The following is a 20336-nucleotide window of genomic DNA, read 5'->3' on the forward strand; positions in this document are numbered from 1 at the left end:
CTTACTGTTCGACAAACGAGTAGGGGCGACTGCCCACGGTGATCTGCTTGAGAGCGGTGACCGGAGTCGTCAGTTGCTCGATACGGTCCAGCAACGCCACGTTGCCCGGCCTGGCATCGAGATAGGCGCGCAGTTGTGCCTCCGTCTGCAGGATCGGCAAGTTGCTCTGGGTGTAAAACACGCTGGCGCCGGCCACACGCTCGTTGGGCTGGTACAGCACCACCGTGTGCCCTTGGGCCTGTAGTTCCTGGATTTGGCGGGTCAGCGGCACGAAGGATTCTCGCCGGTCGGCCTTGGGCGCATACCAGATAGCAGCGCCCAGGTAGCCGGCAATCACCACGGCAAATACGCCGGTGATCAGGCTACGGCGATAGGCGGGTAGGCGGCTGAGCAGAACCGCGCCATATTCGGCCGCGAGGACCGCCGCCGCCGGGGTCAGGGCCATCAGATACACGATGCGTTTGCTGGAGGCGAAGGTCAGTAGGGTAAATTGCGCCACCAGCCACAGGCTGAAAAACAGCCGGTAACGATTGCTCGCCAGGCTTTTGCGAAAATGCCACAGGCCCAGGTACACCAGGATATTCCACGGCAAAAAGGCTTCGGGCAGTTTGGCGAGGTAATAGTAGATCGGCTCGTAATGCCCGGCTTCGACGAAGGAGCCGTTGAAACGCCCGACACTGTTGGTCCACAACACCTCACCGACTGCCTGCATCCCACCCCGTTGATACAGAAACCCCAGCCAGATCAACAACGGCACCAGCGCCAGTAGGGTGAACATGCCGGGCCGCAGCCATTGGCCGGGCCGCACGCGCTTGTCCAACAGGCTGGTGCAGGCCAGGTAGGCAAAAATCACAATGCCCGGCATCGCCAGGCCCAGCACGCCTTTGCTCAAGGTGGCGATGGCCATCCCCAAGGTAAACAGCAGCCATGTGCCGATATTGGCACCGGGCTGGGATTCCGCGCGGGTGGCCTGGTAGAACGCCAGCAGGGCCAGGGTCACGCCGAGGCTGAGCAGCGCATCCTCACCTACGCCGCGCACGTTGCTCCAGTAACTGGCCATGGTCGCCAGCACCAGCGCGGCGCCAAACGCCAGGGGCTTGGGCCGTCCGAAGCGGCGCAGCATGCCGTACAGCAGCATCACACTGAACAACCCGGCAAACGCCGAGGCCAGTCGTACCGCGCCGGTGCTGGCGCCAAACAGGCGAATCGCCCCGGCATCCAGCCATAGGCTCAGGGGTGGTTTTTCCAGGAACGGCTCACCGAACAGGCGCGGCACCACCCAGTCATTATCCAGGTGCATGGCCATGGCAATCCCGGCCACCCGGGCTTCGGTGGAACCTTGCAACTCATGATTACCCAGGGCCACGAAGAACAGCAGACCGGCAAGCAGCAGCAACAGCGGGGCAGGGCGTGTCATGGGGTGGGTTACCGGATGCTAGAGGGGGGTAGCGTTGGAGTATACGAAGGCAATCCTTAACGAATTGTGAACGTAGCGCCCGTTGTAGATTGGCCTGCCAGGTGGTCTGGAAGTGGTCGGTTCGCCGCCGCCTTGGAAACCTACCATTGCCAGGTCCCGATCCACACTGGACCGGGCTTCCCGATAGGAGAACGCGATGAGTAACGATCCACAGGCAATCGTGGTGAGAGCCTTGCAACCCGAAGACTATGAGCAATGGCTGCAACTGTGGCTGGCCTACCAGGACTTTTATCAAGTCACCCTGGATGAGACCACCACCCGCACCGCCTTCAGTCGCTTGCTCGATGCCGATGAAGCCATGGCCTGCGCCGTGGCGGTACAGGGCGATGAGTTGGTCGGGCTGGTGCATGCGCTGTTGCATCGTTCGACCTGGGCGGTCGCTGATTTTTGCTACCTCGAAGACCTGTACGTGGCCCCCACCGTGCGCGGTGGCGGCACCGGCAAGCTGTTGATCGAATGGGTCCAGCGCTATGCGCAACACCACGGCTGCGCCCGGTTGTACTGGCATACCCAGCAGACCAATAAACGTGCGCAGAAACTCTACAACTGGATCGCCGAAGACTCGGGCTGCATCGAGTATCGGATGGCCCTGTAGCGCCCGCCCGCAACGCTCGCCGATATTGCTCGTGGACATATCGGCGGCTTCGCACAAAGATGCATGGTTTTTTAGCCCTTGGCCAAGTCAATGACCCACAACCTGGAACTGGACACGCTGAAGATCCGCCTGACGGACCCCAAGCTGGCCTCGCTGGATTTGCGGGTGCGGGTGCAACGGGTGCTGCGCCAGTTGATCCTCGAGGGCATCCTCGCGCCCGGCAGCCGCTTGCCCGCCACGCGCACGCTGTGCAAGTCACTGGGCATCTCCCGGGATACCGTGGAAATGGCCTACGTCCAACTGCAATTGGACGGTTACCTGTGTCGGCGCGAAGGCTCGGGCAGTTTTGTCTCCGAGAAAATCGGGCCGAGCCTGCTGGGGGCGCGCAAGCGCCAGCCGGTGGTGGCGAACCAGGCGGCGCTGAGTGCCAGGGGCGCGCAGATCCTCGCCAGCGGCGGCGTTACCGACCAGCAAGTGGTCAAGGCGTTTGCCACGGGGCTGCCGGAAACGCGCACCTTTCCCGTGGGCATCTGGGAGCGCCTGCACCGCCAGGCATTGAAGGATTATCGCCCGAACCTGCTGTTGCACGGCGACCCGCAAGGCGCCGAACCCCTGCGCCAGGCCATCGCCGACTACCTGAACCTGGAGCGCGGCGCGCGGGTCACGCCGGATCAGGTGCTGGTGCTGTCGAGTACGCGCCAGGCCCTGTATTTGTGCGCGCAGGTGCTGGTGGATGAAGGCCGGCCGATCCTGATGGAAGACCCCGGTTACTTCGGCGCCCGCAAGGCGTTTGAAATGGCCCAGCTCAAGGTGGTACCGGTGGCGGTGGACGCCAAAGGCCTGTGTATCGACGCCTTGCGCGCCGACCGCAGTGGCGCCAATGCCGTGTATGTCACGCCGTCCCATCAATACCCCACTGGCGCCACCCTCGCGCTGGAACGGCGCCTGGACCTGATCGCCTGGGCCGAGCAGCGCCAAGGCTGGATCATCGAGGACGACTACGACAGCCAGTTTCACTACGAAGGCCTGCCGACCGCCTGTGTACAAGGCCTGGATAGTTACCAGCGCACGCTGTACCTCGGCACCTTCAGCAAATCCCTGTACCCCGGCTTGCGCATGGGCTTTATGGTGCTGCCCCGGGAGTTGGTCAAGCCCATGACTTACGCCCGCAGCATCCTCGACGGCCACACCCCGCAAATCGCCCAGTTGACCCTGGCGCGCTTTATGAGCGATGGGCATTTCGGCAGCCATATCCGCGCGATGCGCAAAGTCTACGGCGAGCGACGTGATGCCATGGCCGAGGCGGTGGAGCGCCACTTGAGCCATGTGGTCACCGCCAGCTTGCCGCCCGGGGGCTTGCAATTGCCTTGCGTGCTGCATGAGGGATGGTCGGAGCTGGAGACGATTCGCCAGGCGGCGCGGGTGGGTATCCAACTGCCTGGCCTCACGCGGCTCTACGCCCAGCCGCCGGCAAGGGGCGGCTGGCTGCTGGGGTTCTCGGCGCTGACGCCCGGTGAAATCGACAGCGCCAGCCGGCAATTGGCCAAGGTGCTCAAGGGTGGTCTGGTGCAAGGTCGGGAAGTGGACTGAAAGGGCGGTCCGGTGCTTGTTAGCCTTTGCGGCCTCAACCAAAGGAATGCGCCATGAACCGACCCGCCCCACGCCTGCGCCTTGCCGACTACCTGTCACCGAGCATCAGTGCGCTGATTTCCGTCATCGTCAATTACGCCGGGACCTTTGTCCTGGTGTTCCAGGCCGCGCACCTGGCGCAACTGAGCGCGGCGCAAACCGCGTCCTGGGTCTGGTCGGTGAGTATTGGCGTGGGCGTGAGCGGTGCGTGGTTGAGCTACCGCTACCGCGAGCCGATCATCACGGCGTGGTCGACGCCGGGGGTGGCCTTTCTGGCGACGGTCATGGCGTTTACACCGTATGCCGAAGTGATCGGTGCCTATGTGATGTGCGCCATCGGTTTTATCGTGCTGGGCCTGAGCGGTGCGTTCGAGCGCTTGGTGCGGCTGATCCCCGGTGGCATTGCGGCGGGTTTGCTGGCGGGGATCCTCTTGCAGTTTGGGGTGGCGGCGTTTGGCGGGGCCAACGCGGACCCGCTGCTGGTGATTGTCCTGGTGGTGTCCTACGCGGTGCTGCGCCGTTTCACTTCACGTTATGCGATGGTCGGAGTTCTGTTGATTGGCCTGGGGTTGCTGCTCGCCCAACAGCGGCTTGACCTGCACAGCCTGGAGCTGCAACTGGCCGCCCCGGTGTTTGAAATGCCGCATTTTTCCATCGCGGCGTTTTTTGGCGTGGCCTTGCCGCTGTTCGTGATCACCCTGACCGGGCAATACATCCCCGGCATGCTGGTGCTGCGCAACGACGGGTTCAAGACCAGCGCCAACCCGATCATCACCGTCACCGGCCCGGGGTCTTTGTTGATGGCACCCTTCGGCGCCCACGCGTTCAATGTCGCAGCGATCACGGCGGCGATCTGCACCGGGCGCGATACCCATCAGGACCCGTCCAAGCGCTACATCGCCGGGTTGGTGTGTGGGGCGCTGTACATCCTGGTCGGGGTGTTTGGCGTGACGCTGGCAACCTTGTTCATGGTCCTGCCGCGCGCGTTTATCACCACCTTGGCGGGCCTGGCGCTGCTCGGCGCCATCGGTTCAAGCCTGGCCAATGCCATGGCCGATACACGCACCCGGGAAACCGCGTTGATCACCTTTTTGGCGACGGCGGCCAATGTCACGCTGCTGGGGATTGGCGGCGCGTTCTGGGGGCTGGTGGCGGGGTTGTTGGTGCATGGGGTGATTCACGGTGGGCGCGGGGTTCAGACGCGCGCGGCGGGCTAAAGGAGTTCGGCGCGTTTCACCGCGATACCCAACGGGCCACTGAGCTTTTCGACCCTGACCTTGCCACCCGCCCGAAGCGCATCCGGGTGGCAGATTCTTATACGTTTTTCGAGTTCTCGATCGTAGACCTTTAACCCGCTACAGCCCTTGCCGGCGGAGGTGTATTCGTAGCTGGCGATGTAGTCGCCCGGCCTTGTGCTTGAAAAAAACACAAGCAATGACAACACGAAAAAATCGGCCACGACGATAACGGCGAGCAGCGAGATCGCCTCTTCCAACGAGTCCATTATTGTAAATCTGAGGCGCGGATTCCTGCGCCGAACCCCCAGCACAAATGCCACGGCAGCCAATAGGGGCGATGTCACCAGGCAGATCATCACGCTCAACGTATTGAAGTACACGATGCGGTCGAGCCAGAACACCCATAACCCGATGGTTGCCACGAAAAGTACTACGCCCAGGCCGACGAGCAGGCGTGTAGAGGTCAGCGGTCTTCTCAATTCAAATGGCTTCCATGCAGTGAAGCAAAGGGGTAAACGCGACAGGCACTGTGTTTGGGTCGGATAAAACAGCAGGGAGTATAAACTTCTACTTGTCTCTAATGAGAAGTATTATCATACGCGCCTCCCGTCAGCTGCCAGTCCGGAAATCATCTCGATGGCCTCATCCTCTTCCTCCCACCGTGCTGTGGGTGAACTCTACGCCCAGCATCACGGCTGGGTGGTGCAGTTGCTGCGGCGCAAGCTGGGTGGGCAGGAGCAGGCACTGGACCTGGCTCAGGACACCTTCGTGCGTATCCTCAGCAGTGGGCCCTTGCCGCTGTTGCGTGAGCCGCGGGCTTATCTCACCACGGTCGCCAGCCGCCTGTGCGGCCAGTATTTTCGCCGCCAGGCTCTGGAGCGTGCGTACGAACAATCCCTGTTGATCCTCGAGCCGGAACACGCGCCGTCGCCGGAGACCCGCTTGTTGGTACTTGAAGCACTGGATGCGGTCGGGCAGGTGCTGGACGGGTTGGGGAGCAAGGTGCGGGAGATTTTCCTGCTGTCGCAGTTGGACGGCCTGACTTATCCACAGATCGCCGAGCAACTGGGCCTGACCGTGAATGTTGTGCAAAAGGCCATGCTCAAGGCCTATCGGCATTGTTACCTGGCGGTGTACCAGGCATGACGATGTTCCAGCCAACCGACGATCAATTGTTGGATGAATACGTGCTGGACCAGGCGCTGATGTGGATGGTCACCCTGCAATCGGGCGTCAGCGGCGCCGCCGAGCAACGCGCGTGTGCAGCCTGGCGCAATGCAAATCCCCAGCATGAACTGGCCTGGCAGCGCTTGACCGGCTTGAGCCGCGACCTGCGTAGCAGCACCGTTGCCCTGCCGGCGCCCGCCGCCCGCCAGTTGTTGCGGGCGCGCAGCCTGACCTCGCGGCGCACGCTGCTCAAGGGTTTCGCCGGCCTGGGGATTGCGGCGGCCATGGGCCTGGGTGTGCGCGAGCGCGTGGTATTGCCGCAGTTGTTCAGTGACTACCGCACCACCACCGGCGAGCGGCGGCCCTTGCAGTTGGCCGGCGCTGGCGCGGTGCAACTGGACACCCAGACGGCGGTGGATGTGCGCGGCCCGCAATTGGCCCTGAACCAGGGACGCTTGCTATTGGCGACGGCGGCGGACACCTTCGTCGGCGTCAAGACCGCCCATGGCTGGGTGCGGCCGGTGGCGCTGTCGCGGCTGATCATCAGCCAGGATCTGCCAGGCCAGCGCGGGACCCTGGTGCAAGTGCTCGCAGGCCATGTCTGGATCGAACCGCAGCAAGGTGGCCGGGTGTCGATCGGCGCCGGCCAGCAGTTGGCCTTCGACAGCCGCCAAAGCGGCCCGGCACAACCCCTTGCGCCCGCCGCCGATGCCTGGAGCCGTGGCTTGCTGATTGCCGAGCGCATGCCGCTGGCCCAGGTGGTCGATCAGCTCAACCGTTACCGGCGCGGGGTGTTGCGCTGTGACCCGGCGGTTGCCGGTCTGCAAGTCTCGGGTTCGTTCTCCCTCGACCGCCCGGATGCCAGCCTCGACCTGCTGGCCAAGGTGCTGCCGGTGCGCGTGCAGCGGGTCTTCGGCTACCTGGCGACGGTGGTGGCGGCCTAGGTAAAAAAATTTCCATGGGGCCGGCAGTATTTGCCATCTCGTGCATCAAGACAGGGAAGACGCTGAATAAGAGCGCCCCCAACCTTTCACCACAGGACAGTCTTTATGCACAGCCGCGTCACTCCGCTTGCCAGCGCCCTGCGCGCCATCATCGTTGGTTTAACCGTGGCCACGGCCAGCCACGGCGCCATGGCCGCCGCTGCGCAACCGGCTACCGAACAGGCCCCGCGCCAGTCCTACGACATCGCTGCCGGCAGCCTGGACCGCGTGCTGGGTGCTTTCGGCAATCAGGCGGGCGTGATGATCGCTATCGATTCGGCGCTGGCCAAGGGTGTGCACAGCCAGGGCTTGCACGGCAGTTTTGCCCTGGCCGAGGGGCTTGAGCGCCTGCTGGCACCGCTGGGCCTGCAGGCCGAGTATGAGCAGGGCAGCTATCGTGTGGTGGCGCGGGCCGTCGCAGACGGGCAAGTGCAATTGCAGGCCACGCAGATCAGCGCCAACCAGTTGGGCTCGATCACCGAAGGCACTGGCTCCTACACCCCGGGCACGATTGCCACCGCCACGCGGATGGTGCTCACCCCACGGGAAACGCCGCAATCGATCTCGGTGGTCACGCGCCAGGTGATGGATGACTTCGGCCTCAATGCCATCGACGACGTGATGCGCCACACGCCCGGCATCACCGTGTCGACCTACGACACCGAGCGCACCAACTACTATTCCCGTGGTTTTTCCATCGTCAACTTCCAGTACGACGGCATCCCCACCCTGCGCGACGCGCAGTACTCGGCGGGGCAGACCCTGACCGACATGGCCCTGTATGACCGCGTCGAAGTGCTCAAGGGCGCCACCGGCCTGCTCACCGGCGCGGGCGGCCCGGGCGGTACCATCAACCTGATTCGCAAGAAGCCGACCTCGGAGTTCAAGAGCAGCATCGAACTGGGCGCCGGCTCCTGGGACAACTACCGCTCGCAGATCGACGTCAGCGGCCCGTTGACCGAAACCGGCAACGTGCGCGGCCGGGCGGTGGCGGCGTACCAGGATAAAAAATCGTTCCTCGACCACTATTCGCGCAAAACCGGCGTTTACTACGGCATCCTTGAATTCGACCTTGACCCCGACACCCTGCTGACCCTGGGCGCCGACTATCAGGACAGCGACCCGAAAGGCTCCAGCTGGACCGGTACGCGGACCATCTTCGACCCGGCCGGCAACAAACTGGACCTGCCGCGCTCGTTCAACAACGGGCCGAAGTGGAGCAGTTGGGAGCAGTACACCCGCACCCTGTTCGCCACCTTGGAGCACACCTTCGACAATGGCTGGGTGACCAAGGGCCAGTACAACCATCAGATCAACGGCTACAACGCGCCCCTGGGCTACATCTCCCAGGACTCCCTGACCGCCAGCTCGATCTTTGCGCGTAAATACACCGGCGAGACCACCAGTGACAGCGTCGATGTGTACGCGTCCGGGCCGTTTGAGTTGTTTGGTCGTGAGCATCAACTGGTGGTGGGCCAGTCGTTGTCCATCTCCAAATGGAAGGGCAAGGACTACGGCAGCGCGACCTATTTCGACAACTCCTACGACTTCTACAAGTGGCACGGCGAAGCCATCGAGCCGCTGTGGAACCAACCGACCAGGATCAGCGACGAAACCACGCGCCAGACCGGCAGCTACATCACCGGGCGCTTCAGCCTGATGGATGACCTGCACTTGCTGCTGGGCACGCGCATCGCCAACTACCAGGTCACGGGCACCAGCGACACCCGGGAAAGCGGCAAGGTCGTGCCCTATGCCGGCCTGACCTACGACCTCAACGACAACTTCACGGCCTACGCCAGCTACACCGAAATCTTCCAGCCACAAACCCAGTATCGCGACCGTACGCGCACCATGCTTGATCCCAACGAAGGCAAGAACTACGAACTGGGCCTCAAGAGTGAGTTCTTCGACGGGCGCCTGAACGCCAGCCTGGCTTACTTCGAGGTCCACGAAAAAAATCGCCCGGTTGCTGATACGGCCTACAACTCCCAGCCGGGCGTGGACTACTCCTACATCGGCACTAAAACCGAGACCAAGGGCTACGAAGCGGAAATCTCCGGTGAACTGAGCCCCGGCTGGCAGCTACAGGCCGGCTACACCCACAAGATCGCCCGCGATGCCGACAAGAAAAAGGTCGCCACCTGGGAGCCGGAAGATCAACTGAGTTTCTACACCAGCTACAAACTCCAGGGCCGCCTGGACAAACTCACCCTGGGTGGTGGAGCGCGTTGGCAGGCTGCCGGTTGGCAAAACGTCAACAACCCCGGCACGCGCCAGAGCGAAAAATTCACCCAGGACCCGTACTGGCTGGTGGACCTGATGGCCCGTTATCAACTGACGGAAAACCTGTCGGCCACGCTCAACGTCAACAACCTGTTCGACAAGGCGTACTACACCAACATCGGCTTCTACGACTCGGCGTATTACGGCGACCCGCGCAATGTGATGGTGACTACGCGCTGGGATTTCTAGGCCGCAAACGTCCCTGAAAACACCCATTCAACCGGCCCGGTAAGCAGCACCGGGCCGGTGCCACGCCATTGCACCGTGACGCTGCCCCCATCACATTCAACCTCAACGCAATCGTCCAGCAGCCCCCGACGTATCCCATTGATCGCCGCACCACACGAGCACGAGCCAGACCCCAACGGCACGCCACCACCGCGCTCCCAAATGCGCAGCCGGATATGCCGGCGGTTGATGACTTTGACGAAATGCACATTCGTGCGCGCGGGAAACAGCGGGTTGGTTTCAATCAACGAGCCGACGGCCGCGATGTCAATGTTCGCCAGATCATCGACAAAATAGGTGCAGTGCGGATTACCAATGCTGCATGCGGTGGGCTCTCCGGCCAGTGGCAGCCGTAGGCTATCCATGGCCGTGGCCAAGGGGATCTGCGACCAGTCGAGCAGCGGTTCGCCCATGCTCACGGTAATCGCGCCGCTGCTGGTTTGTTCGCAGGTAAGCAGGCCACGGTTGGTTCGCAGTATCACCGAGGTGCTGTTGGATTCGCGCATCAAGCGCTCGGCAACCCCTCGCGTGGCGCTGCCACAGGTATCCAGCGCAGAACCATCGGCATTCCAGAACTCCACCCGCGCCTGTGCATCGTCGCAATCGAGCATCACCGCCAGTTGGTTGAAGCCAACCCCACGGTGGCGATCCCCCATGCGCTTGGCCAGGGCGCTGGTGATAGGGTTGGTGGCGTTGCGTGCGTCGACAACGACAAAATCATCGCCATTGGCGTGCATCTTGTGAAAGTTCAGCGGCATGGCGAAGTCCTGAGGTCAGCGTGATTTGCGCGCGGGTAGAGGCGTCAATTGTCCGCTTGCTCGACCAGCCAGTCGATCAGCGCCTTGAGCCGTCTGGGCAGGGTTTCGTGGGCGGGGTGGACCAGGTAGTAACCGTAATTGACCGCCTCGCTGAACCCGCCGAACGGCAGTACCAACTCGCCATCCTGCACGCGCTTGCGCACCAGTTGCTCGCGGCCGATGGCGACGCCCGCGTGGTTGATTGCCGCGAGAGTGCTCAAGTCGGAGCGGTCAAAGGTCATGAAGCGGCTTGGCAATGGGCTGCTGTCGCCCACCGCATCCAGCCATAAACGCCATTCTGCATCGAATGAAATGTTGTCCCATGCCGCCACATCGTGCAGCACCGTGCACTGTGCCAAGCGTTCCGGGTGCCCCATCAGGCCATGGGCCTGGGCATATTGCGGGCTGCACACCGGGGCAATCCGCTCGGGCATCAGGCGCAGGCTTGCCAGGCCCGGATGCTCGCCGTTGGAGTAGCACAGCACCAGGTCGATGCGCCGGGTGCGATAGTCGATCGGTTCGTTGCCGACCCGCACATCCAGTTGAATCCCGGGATAGCGGGCGGTGAAATCGGCCAGCCTTGGCACCAGCCAGCATTGCGCGACGGAAGGCCTGGCGTAGAAGCACAGCTGGCCTTCGATCTGCGTATCGGAACGCTCCTGCACAGCCTCGGACAGGGTGTCCATGGTGTGCTGCATGACCTTGAAAATGCGCTCGCCGTCATCGGTCAGGTCGACCTTGCGCGGCAAGCGATGGAACAGCTTGAGCGACAGTTCTTCTTCCAGGCGCGCTATGCGGTGACTGACCGCACTGGCGGTCAGGCACAGTTCGTCGGCGGCGCGGGCGAAGCTGAGGTGGCGGGCGGCGACCAGGAACGTATGCAGGTTGGACAGGTGGGCGCCGTTGAGCTTGGGCGCTTTGCTCAGGCCAAGTACTGCCATGTGGGTATCCCTCTTCGCGTCAGCCGCCGGCGATCAGCGGTGGATTGTCGTTTGCAGAGCACGCCCCTTATCCAGATAAGTCGCGTACTCCTGCGCAGGTACCATGCTGCCGCCGGTACCCCAGATCAAGTGCGTGGCGTTGGCCAGTTGTGCGGCACCGACGCCAATGCGCTGCAAATACTGCGCGTCCTTGAGTACCCGCACAATGCCTGGCGCGCCGGCCAGGGCCGAAGGTTCGAGTTTTACCCCTTCAAGGTCGTGGGCGAGGAACATCAGGCGGTAGAGCTCTTCGTCGGTGACGGTGTAGTAGCCATCGATCAGGCGCTGCATCGCCTTGCCGACGAAGCCGGAGGGGCGGCCCACTGCCAGGCCGTCAGCCGCGGTGACGTTGTCGATGCCGAAGTCCTGCACGCTCACCTGGTCGTGCAGCCCGCTGTACACACCGAGCAGCATGCATGGGGAGTGGGTCGGCTCGGCAAACACACAATGCACCGCATCGCCAAACGCCAGCTTCAAGCCAAATGCCACGCCACCAGGGCCGCCGCCAACACCGCAGGGCAGATACACGAACAGCGGGTGCTCGGCGTCTACCCGCACGCCCGCCACGTCGAATTGCCGGGCCAGGCGCTCGGCGGCCACGGCATAGCCGAGGAACAGGTGGGGCGAGTTTTCATCGTCGATGAAATAGCAGGCCGGATCGTTTTGCGCCTGCAGGCGGCCGTTTTCCACGGCAACGCTGTAGTCAGAGGCGTATTCCACCACCGTCACGCCGCTGGCGCGCAGTTTGTCCTTCTTCCATTGGCGGGCATCGGAGGACATGTGCACCGTCGCCTGGAAACCCAGCTTGGCGCTGATGATGCCGATGGACAGGCCCAGGTTGCCGGTGGAGCCCACGGCGATTTTGTACTGGCTGAAAAACGCCAGTGCGCGCTCGCCGGCCAAGGCTGCGTAGTTGTCGTCGAGGGTGATCAGGCCTGCCTGCAGGGCCAGGTCTTCGGCGTGCTTGAGCACTTCATGGATACCGCCACGGGCCTTGATCGAGCCGGAGATCGGCAGGTCGCTGTCTTTTTTCAGCCACAGCGCGCCGCTGTCGGGGAGGGCGGCCTCGCTCAACAGCGCGTGCTGCATGGCCTTCAGCGGCTGGATCGCGGACTCGATGATGCCGCCTGCCGCCGCCGTCTCCGGGAACACCTTGGCGAGATAGGGCGCGAAGCGAAGCAGGCGCGCGCTGGCGTCTTGTACATCGTCCAGGGTCAGGCCGACATCCCCCAGCCCTACAGCGGCCGGGGCGATCGCGGGGTTGAACCAACTGACCGGCTCAAGCGCGACCAGTTGCTGGATAACGGGATGACTTGCATACCAGGCGTCTAGGGTTTTGCCTTGAATCATGGGAACTGCCTTTGGGGTGGGGTTCATCACACAAACCGGGAAAGAATCAGGGTAAAGACCAGGGCCGCTACCGAGGCGAGCACGGTGGCGCCGGTGAATTTCTTGAGGGCCTCGGAGAGGGAAATCCCCAGGTACTCTTTTACGACCCAGAACGCCGAGTCGGTCACGTGGGTCCAGCCGATGGCGCCGGCACCGATGGCGATCACCAGGATCTCGGGGCTGTATTGCGGGTTCTGTCCGAGGATCGGCAGCACCATGCCGGCGGTGCTGATCATGGCGACGGTGGCCGAGCCCACGGCGAAGTGCATCAGCCCGGCGATCAGCCACGCCAGGAGGATCGGGTTGATGTTGGACTGGCCCAGCACGTCCGCCAGGACTTTGCCGATGCCGCTGCCGACCAGCATGTCGTTGAACGCCCCACCTGCACCGATCACCAGCAGAATGCCGGCCAGTGGCGGGAAGCAGCGGTGGGTCAGGTCAAGCAGGTCGCCCATGCCCAGCCCACGGCGCAGGCCCAGGGACCAGTAGGCAAAGCAAATCGACAGTACGAGCGCAATCAGCGGGTTGCCTATAAAAGATACCCACTCAAACGCCATCGAGCCTTTGGCCAGCAAGGGGGTGGCCAGGGTTTTGCCCACCATCAGCGCCAAGGGCAACAGCACGGTGATCATCGCGATCGCGAAGCTGGGGGATTGGCTGTCGTCGATGTTCCCTTCGCCGCGCTCGGCCAGGAACTGCGCCTGGCCGGCCGGGGCCTGCCGCGCGCAGGTCAGCTTGACCCAGATCGGCCCGGCGATCACGGCAGTGGGCAACCCGACGATCAGCCCGTACAGAATCACCTTGCCGATATCGGCATTGAGCATGCCGGTAATGGCCGTGGCGGCAGGGTGCGGCGGCAGGATGCAGTGCACCACCATCAGCGAGGTCGCCAGCGGCACGCCCAGGTACAGCAGGTTGATCCGGGTCTGACGGGCAACCACATAAATCAGCGGGATCAGCAGCACAAATCCCACCTCGAAGAACACCGGAATCCCGGCAATAAAGCCCACCAGCATCATCGCCCACGCGGCGTTCTGCTCACCCAGCAGCCGTAGCAGCGTGGTCGCAATGCGCTTGGCGCCGCCAGACTCTTCCAGCAACTTGCCGAGAATACTGCCCAACCCAATGATGCCGGCGAGAAAGCCGAGCGTGCTGCCCATACCCTTCTCAAATGCCGAGACAATGGCGGTGGGGGTCATTCCCGTGCCGACACCCACCAGCAGGCTGGCGGCGATCAGGGCGAGGAATGGATGGACGCGACATTTACCGATCAGCATGACGATCAACAGGATTGACGCGCCGAGGATCAATAGAGAAAAGGTAGGGGACATGGGTGGGTCTGCTCCATCGCAGTTATTGTTAGTTGTTTGCGATGGATTAGATTTCAGGCCTATGGCGGGGACAAACGATGATTCGTCAGGCGCTAGTTGAAGCCTGTTCACTTATGGCCAGGGGCTGCCGATTGCTCGACAATGCGCGGCGCCTGCGCAATCGTCAGGCCCTTACAGGAGTTCGAGTACTTGAAAGCATTACTGTTAAGCGGATGTATTGCCCTGGCCCTGACGGGTTGCACCTTCACCGGCGTCAATGAAATCGCGCCCGGCCAATACATGATCACCAGCCACGGCAGCATCTTTAACTCCCGCGAAGGCTTGTTGGAAAACATCAACCAAAAGGCCGCCAAGGCCTGTGATGGCAAGCCATATCATCTGGAAGGTGATACCGGGGCCAATATGGTGGTTGCCACGCAGACGCATATTGGCAGCACGCCGACCACCGTCTTGGGGTTGAAGGCTGTTTGTGAAGAGAGCGGTCAGTAACCTGGCGGTGTACCGGGGATTACCCCGCGCAGCACCATTCGCGTAATAGTCGCGGCCGCGCACGCATAGTCGGCGTCGTCGGGTGTTGGCTTGCCGGTAATCAACGACATCTGCCAGCCGAGGTTGGTGTAGGTCCGCGTTGCCGACCAGATGAACAGCATCAAGTGTTCCGGATCAAAAGGGCCGAGCAGGCCACGGTCGATCCAGTTGCGCAGGCATTCGACATTACGCCGCACCTCGGCCTGGAGCAGGTCCCTGCATTCATCCGGGAGTTGCTTGCCTCCAAGTAGCAGTTCGTGGCTGAAGACCTTCGAGGTCAGCGGGTTTTGCTCAAGGATGCGAATCCTGGCATGGACATAGGCCTGTAGTGCCACCACCGGATCGTCGCTGGCGCGCAGTTCTGCAGACGCCTGGAGCAGGGGCTCTACAAAGCTGAGCAGCACCTGGGCGTACAGGTTTTCTTTACTGTGGAAGTAGTAATAGAGGTTTGCCTTAGGGACCCCGGCGCGTGCGGCGATGGTGCGGGTCTGGGTCGCGTCGAAGCCTGTGGCGGCGAATTCCTCGCAGGCAGCCTGCAGGATCACACGTTGATGATGCTCACGGGTGCGGCAACGCTCGGCACCCTCTTGCGCGCTAGAGGTGGTCATGATGAGGGCTCATGGCTGTATCATTGACGAATATCGCAATATACAAAACTACATAGCGAATGACCTGCGCTTTCTAACAGCGGCAGGTTTTATGAAGACTTACCCAAGGAAACCCCATGACACATGACATCGAGCAAGCGGTTCTGTTGTTTTCCTACGGCACCTTGCAGGACAAGGCCGTGCAGCTGTCCAATTTTGGCCGCGAATTGAAGGGCCGCCCCGATACGCTGCCCGGTTACACGCAACAACTGGTCGAAATCACCGACCCCGCAGTGCTGGCCGCCAGTGGGAAAACCCATCATCCCATCGTGCTGGAGAGCGCCAACCTGCAGGATGAAATCGCCGGCACTGTTTTCGAGATTACCCAGCAGGAACTGATTGCCGCCGATGCCTACGAGGTGGCGGACTACAAACGAGTTAGCGTGGCCCTCAAATCGGGCAGCCGGGCCTGGGTGTATGTACGGGCTTGAGCCTGCTGCGCGAATCGCTGTCGTTGTCTTTACACAGCACTAAGCGTAATGATGGCTGGAGTTCTTAACTGAAAAGTCAAAAAAGGCCTCTCTCATGAAAGTCAGTGCACGCAACGTATTCAACGGCCGTGTCAGCCAGGTCCAGGCAGGGGCCGTCAACGCCGAAGTGGTATTGACCCTACCGGGCGGCGAGCAACTGGTTGCCGTGGTGACCATGGAAAGCATCCGCAACCTCGGAATTGCGGTGGGTAAAGACGCAGTCGCCCTGATCAAGGCACCGTGGGTGATGCTGATGACCGAATCCAGCGACATTCGCCTGTCGGCGCGCAACTGCCTGGAAGGCAAGGTGTTGAGCGTCAACGATGGTGCGGTCAACGCTGAAGTAGTTATCGAGTTGGCAGGAGGGTCGAAGGTCTACTCCATCGTCACCCGCGATGCCGTTGCAGAGCTGGGGCTGGTGCCGGGCGTTGGTGCTACTGCGGTGATTAAGGCTTCGCATATTATTTTGGGGGTGCGGGGTTGAGGTTTTTTTTTGGGGGGGGGGATGGGATTAATCGTGGGGTACAGGAAAGACGTTCTTGGACGTCTTTAGGCCGGGGTAATCTGAATTAGTTTCTTAGATATTTGATTTAATTGACTAATGTGAGTTTTTAAATTTCTTTGGAATACCAACTGGAATACCGCGATGAGCTGCATTGAGCGATATGCTTCGTATCCGTATCTTTCCGAGGACGGCCAAAAGCAATCTCTGTTTACTCGAAACCGGGCAAGCTGAGCATGCCTCCTGTGGTGCGTTTGCCAAAGCCGCTGGGCATGAGGATTTTGTGCTTCTTCATCTCTCCGAGTACCGCTAACCATTCGGCTTTGCCAAAGCGCAGCTTGGTGTCGTTCCAGCTATGCATGACTTCCTCCACGATGGCTTCATCGAAAACCGGGCGGCCTTCGAGAATAAAGTCGTTCCATGCGGCATAGAGCGTCACAGTCATTTCGCAACGATCCGTATCCCAGTCCCGCATTAGCTCGATTACCTGCTCAATGGTGTCGCGCTCAGCGGCCGACCAGACGCTGCTATACGCCTGTCTATGCTGCCCTGCTTGGGGAAGCGGGCGGTAAGCATGGCCAACAGTCTCGCGCTCGATGCGTTCATACCACTGATTGTTTTGCAGTTCGCCTTCGACCTTATTCATCAACTGGCGATCATGGGGGCCCGCGGCGTCTCGCAGGTAGTCGCCTTGGATGGCGGACAGCTTGGCTGCGTGTTCGGCCAAGTAAATCACTTTCTGCAGCTTGCGTTGACCGAAGGTGCGTTGGCTGTGCAGGCGATGAGTAACTTCTGCGGCGAGCAGGGTACGGGCTGTTTGCTGGTGCGTGGCAATGGGAGTCTGCTGGCCATCTTCGGCAAGAGCGCGTTCGATCAAGGTGTTGGCTAACTGTTCATTTAGTTGACGAGTCTGAGTTAGGCGGATTTTGAGTTGGTCGCAGAGGGCCATTAGCTGGTTGACTTTGGCAACGATACGATGTTGTTCGGCTATTGGTGGAGTAGAGACCATCATGTTTTTCATGATGGTTCCATTAACGTTGGCCTGCCCACACTGTTGCTTTAAGTGTGGGGTTATCTGGGTCTCACGGAAGCGTGGGGCATTCATCGACATATTCAAATATGACGGAGAAAATAGGCTTTTCAGGCATCGGATACGGATCAGGTATGAAGCGAAGGTGAACTCATCAGCGCGGCCCAAGAAAAGTCCAGTTTTACCGACTAACTCAGCGCTATTGGTTCTGTTGTAGAGAAGGTCTTCAGGTTCGAGGTATAGCTCTGGCAACCCCTCTGTTGCCTTACTTACTTTCATCTGTCCGCCAAGCATAATTTGACCATTCTGAATGTCCCCCATCTTTAATACAGGTACGCCATCCTGTAAGTCAGAGGTTTTCTCAGATAGGCCATATTCTGTACTGAGCGCTAAATCTCCTATTCGAGACCAAGTCCAATTGTCTGGTAATCCAAACGGCGCCTCTGGGGCGGTAATTTCTGCCTGAGGCTTCTGCTTCTTGAGCTTGCCTTCCGCCACCAGTCGCGCTTTCTCTACTGCAATGCGCTTCAATAACTCGCTAGCCGGCTCATCGCTGGGATCTTGTGGTACTAGTTTGCCCATCACGGCCATTTGCAGCAGGGCCGCTTTGAGGGTGTCGATACTGGGTTCAGTGGTAAACAGAGTGTGGAAGTGTTGGACTAGGCGTTGCCAGTTAGCGGCGAAATCGGTGGCGTCGCTGGTTTGCGTCAGGCTGTCGAGCAGTGCTTGAACCAGTTGGGCGTGGGCGCTTTCGGCATCAGCCCTCTTGGTTTTCATGCGGTCGCATAGTGCCATCAGCTCATCGACTTTGGCGACGATTCGGTGTTGTTCTGAAACAGGAGGAAGGGGGAAGAGCGCTTGCCTGCCATCTTCGGTTCCGAGCCGTGGCATTTTCATACCGTAGCTTTTGGCATTTACATAACTGAGAAAGTACGGACTTTTGATCGCGATCATGAAGTAGCGTGCCACAAAGGGACCGTGGCATCTGAAAGGAAGTATCTCTGTAGTGCAGAATCCATCGTCCTCAGCCACGAGAACCTTATTTAGATACGGGCGCAGCTTCCCGTACAGCACATCGCCTTTAGCGAAGCTGTTTTTGTCGCTGAGAGAGTTACGTTCGGAAAAGCGAGCTTTTCGCAGAAGCTTTGATGAGTCTTTCTCAATATCCTCAAGGTCGAGCACCCAAGCATCGTCTGGAATCTCATCTTTCTTAATCGTGGCACCAAAGTTGGTGATTTCTCCAAGGCGAGTCCATGTCCATTTCGCTGGCACGTCATACGGTGTTTCCTCAGGAGAAACTTCCGCCAGCGGCTTCTGCTTCTTGAGTTTCCCTTCTACAACCAACCGCGCTTTCTCTACTGCAATACGCTTCAATAACTCGTTAGCCGGCTCATCGCTGGGATCTTGTGGCACTAGTTTTCCGCGCACTGCCAGCTCAAGAATTAGCTCATGCAGCTTTTTTATGCCGTTTGGTGCGCCTGTCAGCAGCGGCAGATTCTCGGTTAGCAGCATGGTCATACCTGGCGCTCCAGGGCTTCGGCCAACACGGCCTTAAGCTGCTCGCGTAGGTCGCTGATTTCGCCTTGCAGGCTAGAGTAGTCGCGCAGCAGTTGATCTGGGTCGTGGCTGATCTGCTCACCGATATGTGGGTTTTTACAGTCCAAATTCCAATTACGCGCTTGTAGTTCTCCGACGCTGACTTGCCAGGCAAATTCGTTTTCTACTCGTGCGGCAAAGCCATCGGATTCGCTACCCCACCAGCCTTCCTCCACAGCGAACTCTTCGATGCGCATGGGGCGGGTTTTCGAGTAGTTCTTAACGCCTGCAGGGTACTGATGTTCGTAGAACCACACCTGTTTGGTCGATGCGCCCTTGGTGAAGAACAGCAGGTTTGTCTTGATGCTGGTGTAGGGGTTGAACACGCCGTTGGGCAGGCGAACGATGGTGTGCAAGTTGCACTCAGTCAGTAGTTTTTCTTTGATACGGCTTTTGATGCCGTCGCCGAATAGAAAACCATCGGGTAGCACTACTGCCGCGCGGCCACCGTCTTTGAGCAGCTGCATAATCAGCACCAAAAACAGGTCGGCGGTTTCGCGGGTGCGGAAGGTCGCAGGGAAGTTGGTTTCGATGCCATCTTCTTCCATGCCGCCGAACGGCGGGTTGGCGACGATGCAGTGCACGCGTTCACTCGGCCCCCAGCTGATCAGCGGCTTGCTCAGGGTGTTGTCGTGGCGAATCTGGTTGGGCACCTCGATGCCGTGCAGGATCATGTTCGTGGTGGCCAACAGGTGCGGTAGCGGCTTTTTCTCCACACCGAAAATGCTGGCCTGCAGGGTGCGTTCGTCTTCGGCGGTTTTTACATAGCGGCTGCGTTTGTGTTCGATGGCACATGTGAGGAAGCCGCCGGTGCCGCAGGCCGGGTCCATGACCTTTTCGTCCAACTTCGGATCGACCATACGCACCATAAACTCGGTGACTGGGCGCGGGGTGTAGAACTCGCCAGCGTTACCCGCGTTCTGTAGGTCTCGCAGCAGTTGCTCATAGAGGTTGCCAAACTCGTGGCGCTCCTGGGCCTTGTTGAAGTCCACACCTTCTTGAATCTTGTTGATCACTTGGCGCAATAACTGCCCGGACTTCATGTAGTTGTAGGCGTCTTCGAACACGCTGCGCACCACGAAGGCTGACGGCGTATTGCTGTACTCATGAAGGTTCTGCAACTGGGGGAATAGGTTGTTGTCGATAAAGTCCTTGAGCGCCTCACCGGTCATGCCTTCCGGATCGGCGGCCCAGTTACGCCAGCGGCAACTGTCGGGAATGGGCGAGTGGTAGTTGTCGTCCATCAGCTCCCATTCAAGCTCGCGGTCATCGAAGATTTTCAGGAACAGCAGCCAAACCAATTGGCCGATACGCTGGGCGTCGCCGTCTACGCCAACGTCTTTGCGCATGATGTCCTGGATGGACTTGATGGTGGAGCTAATGGACATGAAGTTCTCTCAACGCGTACCGCAAGGGGGGCGAAATTCTACCGGATAGTGGGGACGACTGCTTTGGCATGTCGT

Annotated in this window: 18 protein-coding genes; 9 read left to right on the forward strand and 9 right to left on the reverse strand. The window is 60.4% G+C overall.

The features are described 5' to 3' along the window. Position 1: 1 nt before the first annotated feature. Positions 2 to 1417, reverse strand: coding sequence for a glycosyltransferase family 39 protein (locus tag HBO05_RS26240; RefSeq protein WP_172314618.1), 1416 nt, complete (start codon positions 1415 to 1417; stop codon positions 2 to 4). A 196-nt stretch (positions 1418 to 1613) separates the two neighbouring features. Here HBO05_RS26240 and HBO05_RS26245 point away from each other — a divergent pair, with 196 nt between their 5' ends. From HBO05_RS26245 to HBO05_RS26255, 3 genes are all read left to right on the forward strand, one after another. After that, positions 1614 to 2072, forward strand: a complete 459-nt coding sequence (locus HBO05_RS26245) for a GNAT family N-acetyltransferase (RefSeq protein WP_169955112.1) — start codon at positions 1614 to 1616, stop codon at positions 2070 to 2072. A gap of 90 nt (positions 2073 to 2162) precedes the next feature. Further along, positions 2163 to 3662 carry a PLP-dependent aminotransferase family protein gene (locus HBO05_RS26250; RefSeq protein WP_172314620.1) on the forward strand — a complete coding sequence of 500 codons (1500 nt, stop codon included), beginning with the start codon at positions 2163 to 2165 and terminating at the stop codon, positions 3660 to 3662. 53 nt (positions 3663 to 3715) lie between these two features. Continuing rightward, a complete protein-coding gene (locus tag HBO05_RS26255; protein ID WP_172314622.1) occupies positions 3716 to 4918 on the forward strand; it encodes a benzoate/H(+) symporter BenE family transporter in 1203 nt (400 codons plus the stop codon). Here the strand turns inward: HBO05_RS26255 and HBO05_RS26260 are convergent. Next, a complete protein-coding gene (locus tag HBO05_RS26260) occupies positions 4915 to 5418 on the reverse strand; it encodes a hypothetical protein (RefSeq protein WP_172314624.1) in 504 nt (167 codons plus the stop codon). The genes HBO05_RS26255 and HBO05_RS26260 overlap by 4 nt on opposite strands. Positions 5419 to 5575: 157 nt before the next feature. On the opposite strand from HBO05_RS26260, the gene HBO05_RS26265 reads away from it, so the two are divergent. The 3 genes from HBO05_RS26265 to HBO05_RS26275 all read left to right on the forward strand — a co-directional run bounded on the left by HBO05_RS26265 (position 5576) and on the right by HBO05_RS26275 (position 9564). Then, entirely contained in the window at positions 5576 to 6085 is a 510-nt protein-coding gene (locus tag HBO05_RS26265) for a sigma-70 family RNA polymerase sigma factor (protein WP_057440199.1), read from the forward strand. 2 nt (positions 6086 to 6087) lie between these two features. Next, the gene (locus tag HBO05_RS26270; protein WP_346343167.1) at positions 6088 to 7050 is read left to right on the forward strand and encodes a DUF4880 domain-containing protein; all 963 of its coding nucleotides are present in this window, start codon (positions 6088 to 6090) and stop codon (positions 7048 to 7050) included. Between the two features lie 105 nt (positions 7051 to 7155). Continuing rightward, positions 7156 to 9564, forward strand: a complete 2409-nt coding sequence (locus HBO05_RS26275; protein WP_172314628.1) for a TonB-dependent siderophore receptor — start codon at positions 7156 to 7158, stop codon at positions 9562 to 9564. Here the strand turns inward: HBO05_RS26275 and dapF are convergent. From dapF to HBO05_RS26295, 4 genes are read right to left on the reverse strand one after another with little or no spacing between them, the layout of a single operon-like run. Next, complete coding sequence (gene dapF / locus HBO05_RS26280; protein ID WP_169955106.1) at positions 9561 to 10361, reverse strand: diaminopimelate epimerase; 801 nt, start codon at positions 10359 to 10361, stop codon at positions 9561 to 9563. The two genes, HBO05_RS26275 and dapF, sit on opposite strands and share 4 nt — an antisense overlap. 44 nt (positions 10362 to 10405) lie before the next feature. After that, complete coding sequence (dsdC, locus tag HBO05_RS26285) at positions 10406 to 11341, reverse strand: DNA-binding transcriptional regulator DsdC (RefSeq protein ID WP_169955105.1); 936 nt, start codon at positions 11339 to 11341, stop codon at positions 10406 to 10408. A 33-nt stretch (positions 11342 to 11374) separates the two neighbouring features. Then, positions 11375 to 12730 (reverse strand): D-serine ammonia-lyase, encoded by a 1356-nt coding sequence (locus HBO05_RS26290; protein WP_170043647.1) that lies wholly within the window; start codon positions 12728 to 12730, stop codon positions 11375 to 11377. Between the two features lie 26 nt (positions 12731 to 12756). Continuing rightward, positions 12757 to 14100, reverse strand: coding sequence for a gluconate:H+ symporter (locus tag HBO05_RS26295; protein WP_169955103.1), 1344 nt, complete (start codon positions 14098 to 14100; stop codon positions 12757 to 12759). Positions 14101 to 14289: 189 nt separating this feature from the next. Between HBO05_RS26295 and HBO05_RS26300 the strand changes: the two genes are divergently transcribed. Next, positions 14290 to 14589: a hypothetical protein gene (locus tag HBO05_RS26300; RefSeq protein ID WP_172314630.1), complete on the forward strand. Its 300-nt coding sequence runs from the start codon at positions 14290 to 14292 to the stop codon at positions 14587 to 14589. Here HBO05_RS26300 and HBO05_RS26305 read toward each other — a convergent pair. After that, the gene (locus tag HBO05_RS26305) at positions 14583 to 15236 is read right to left on the reverse strand and encodes a TetR/AcrR family transcriptional regulator (RefSeq protein WP_172314632.1); all 654 of its coding nucleotides are present in this window, start codon (positions 15234 to 15236) and stop codon (positions 14583 to 14585) included. The two genes, HBO05_RS26300 and HBO05_RS26305, sit on opposite strands and share 7 nt — an antisense overlap. Positions 15237 to 15352: 116 nt before the next feature. Here HBO05_RS26305 and HBO05_RS26310 point away from each other — a divergent pair, with 116 nt between their 5' ends. Both HBO05_RS26310 and HBO05_RS26315 read left to right on the forward strand, forming a co-directional pair. After that, positions 15353 to 15706, forward strand: a complete 354-nt coding sequence (locus tag HBO05_RS26310) for a gamma-glutamylcyclotransferase family protein (protein WP_172314634.1) — start codon at positions 15353 to 15355, stop codon at positions 15704 to 15706. 94 nt (positions 15707 to 15800) lie between these two features. Then, positions 15801 to 16229, forward strand: a complete 429-nt coding sequence (locus tag HBO05_RS26315; RefSeq protein WP_169955099.1) for a TOBE domain-containing protein — start codon at positions 15801 to 15803, stop codon at positions 16227 to 16229. A 229-nt stretch (positions 16230 to 16458) separates the two neighbouring features. Here HBO05_RS26315 and HBO05_RS26320 read toward each other — a convergent pair whose 3' ends face one another. Beyond that, positions 16459 to 18795 (reverse strand): restriction endonuclease subunit S, encoded by a 2337-nt coding sequence (locus tag HBO05_RS26320; protein ID WP_172314636.1) that lies wholly within the window; start codon positions 18793 to 18795, stop codon positions 16459 to 16461. Continuing rightward, entirely contained in the window at positions 18792 to 20261 is a 1470-nt protein-coding gene (locus tag HBO05_RS26325; RefSeq protein WP_060768023.1) for a class I SAM-dependent DNA methyltransferase, read from the reverse strand. Before HBO05_RS26325 ends, HBO05_RS26320 begins: the two co-directional genes overlap by 4 nt. Positions 20262 to 20336: the final 75 nt, after the last annotated feature.

This window comes from Pseudomonas sp. WS 5079 (genome assembly GCF_012985465.1).
In the GTDB taxonomy this organism is placed as follows: Bacteria; Pseudomonadota; Gammaproteobacteria; order Pseudomonadales; family Pseudomonadaceae; genus Aquipseudomonas.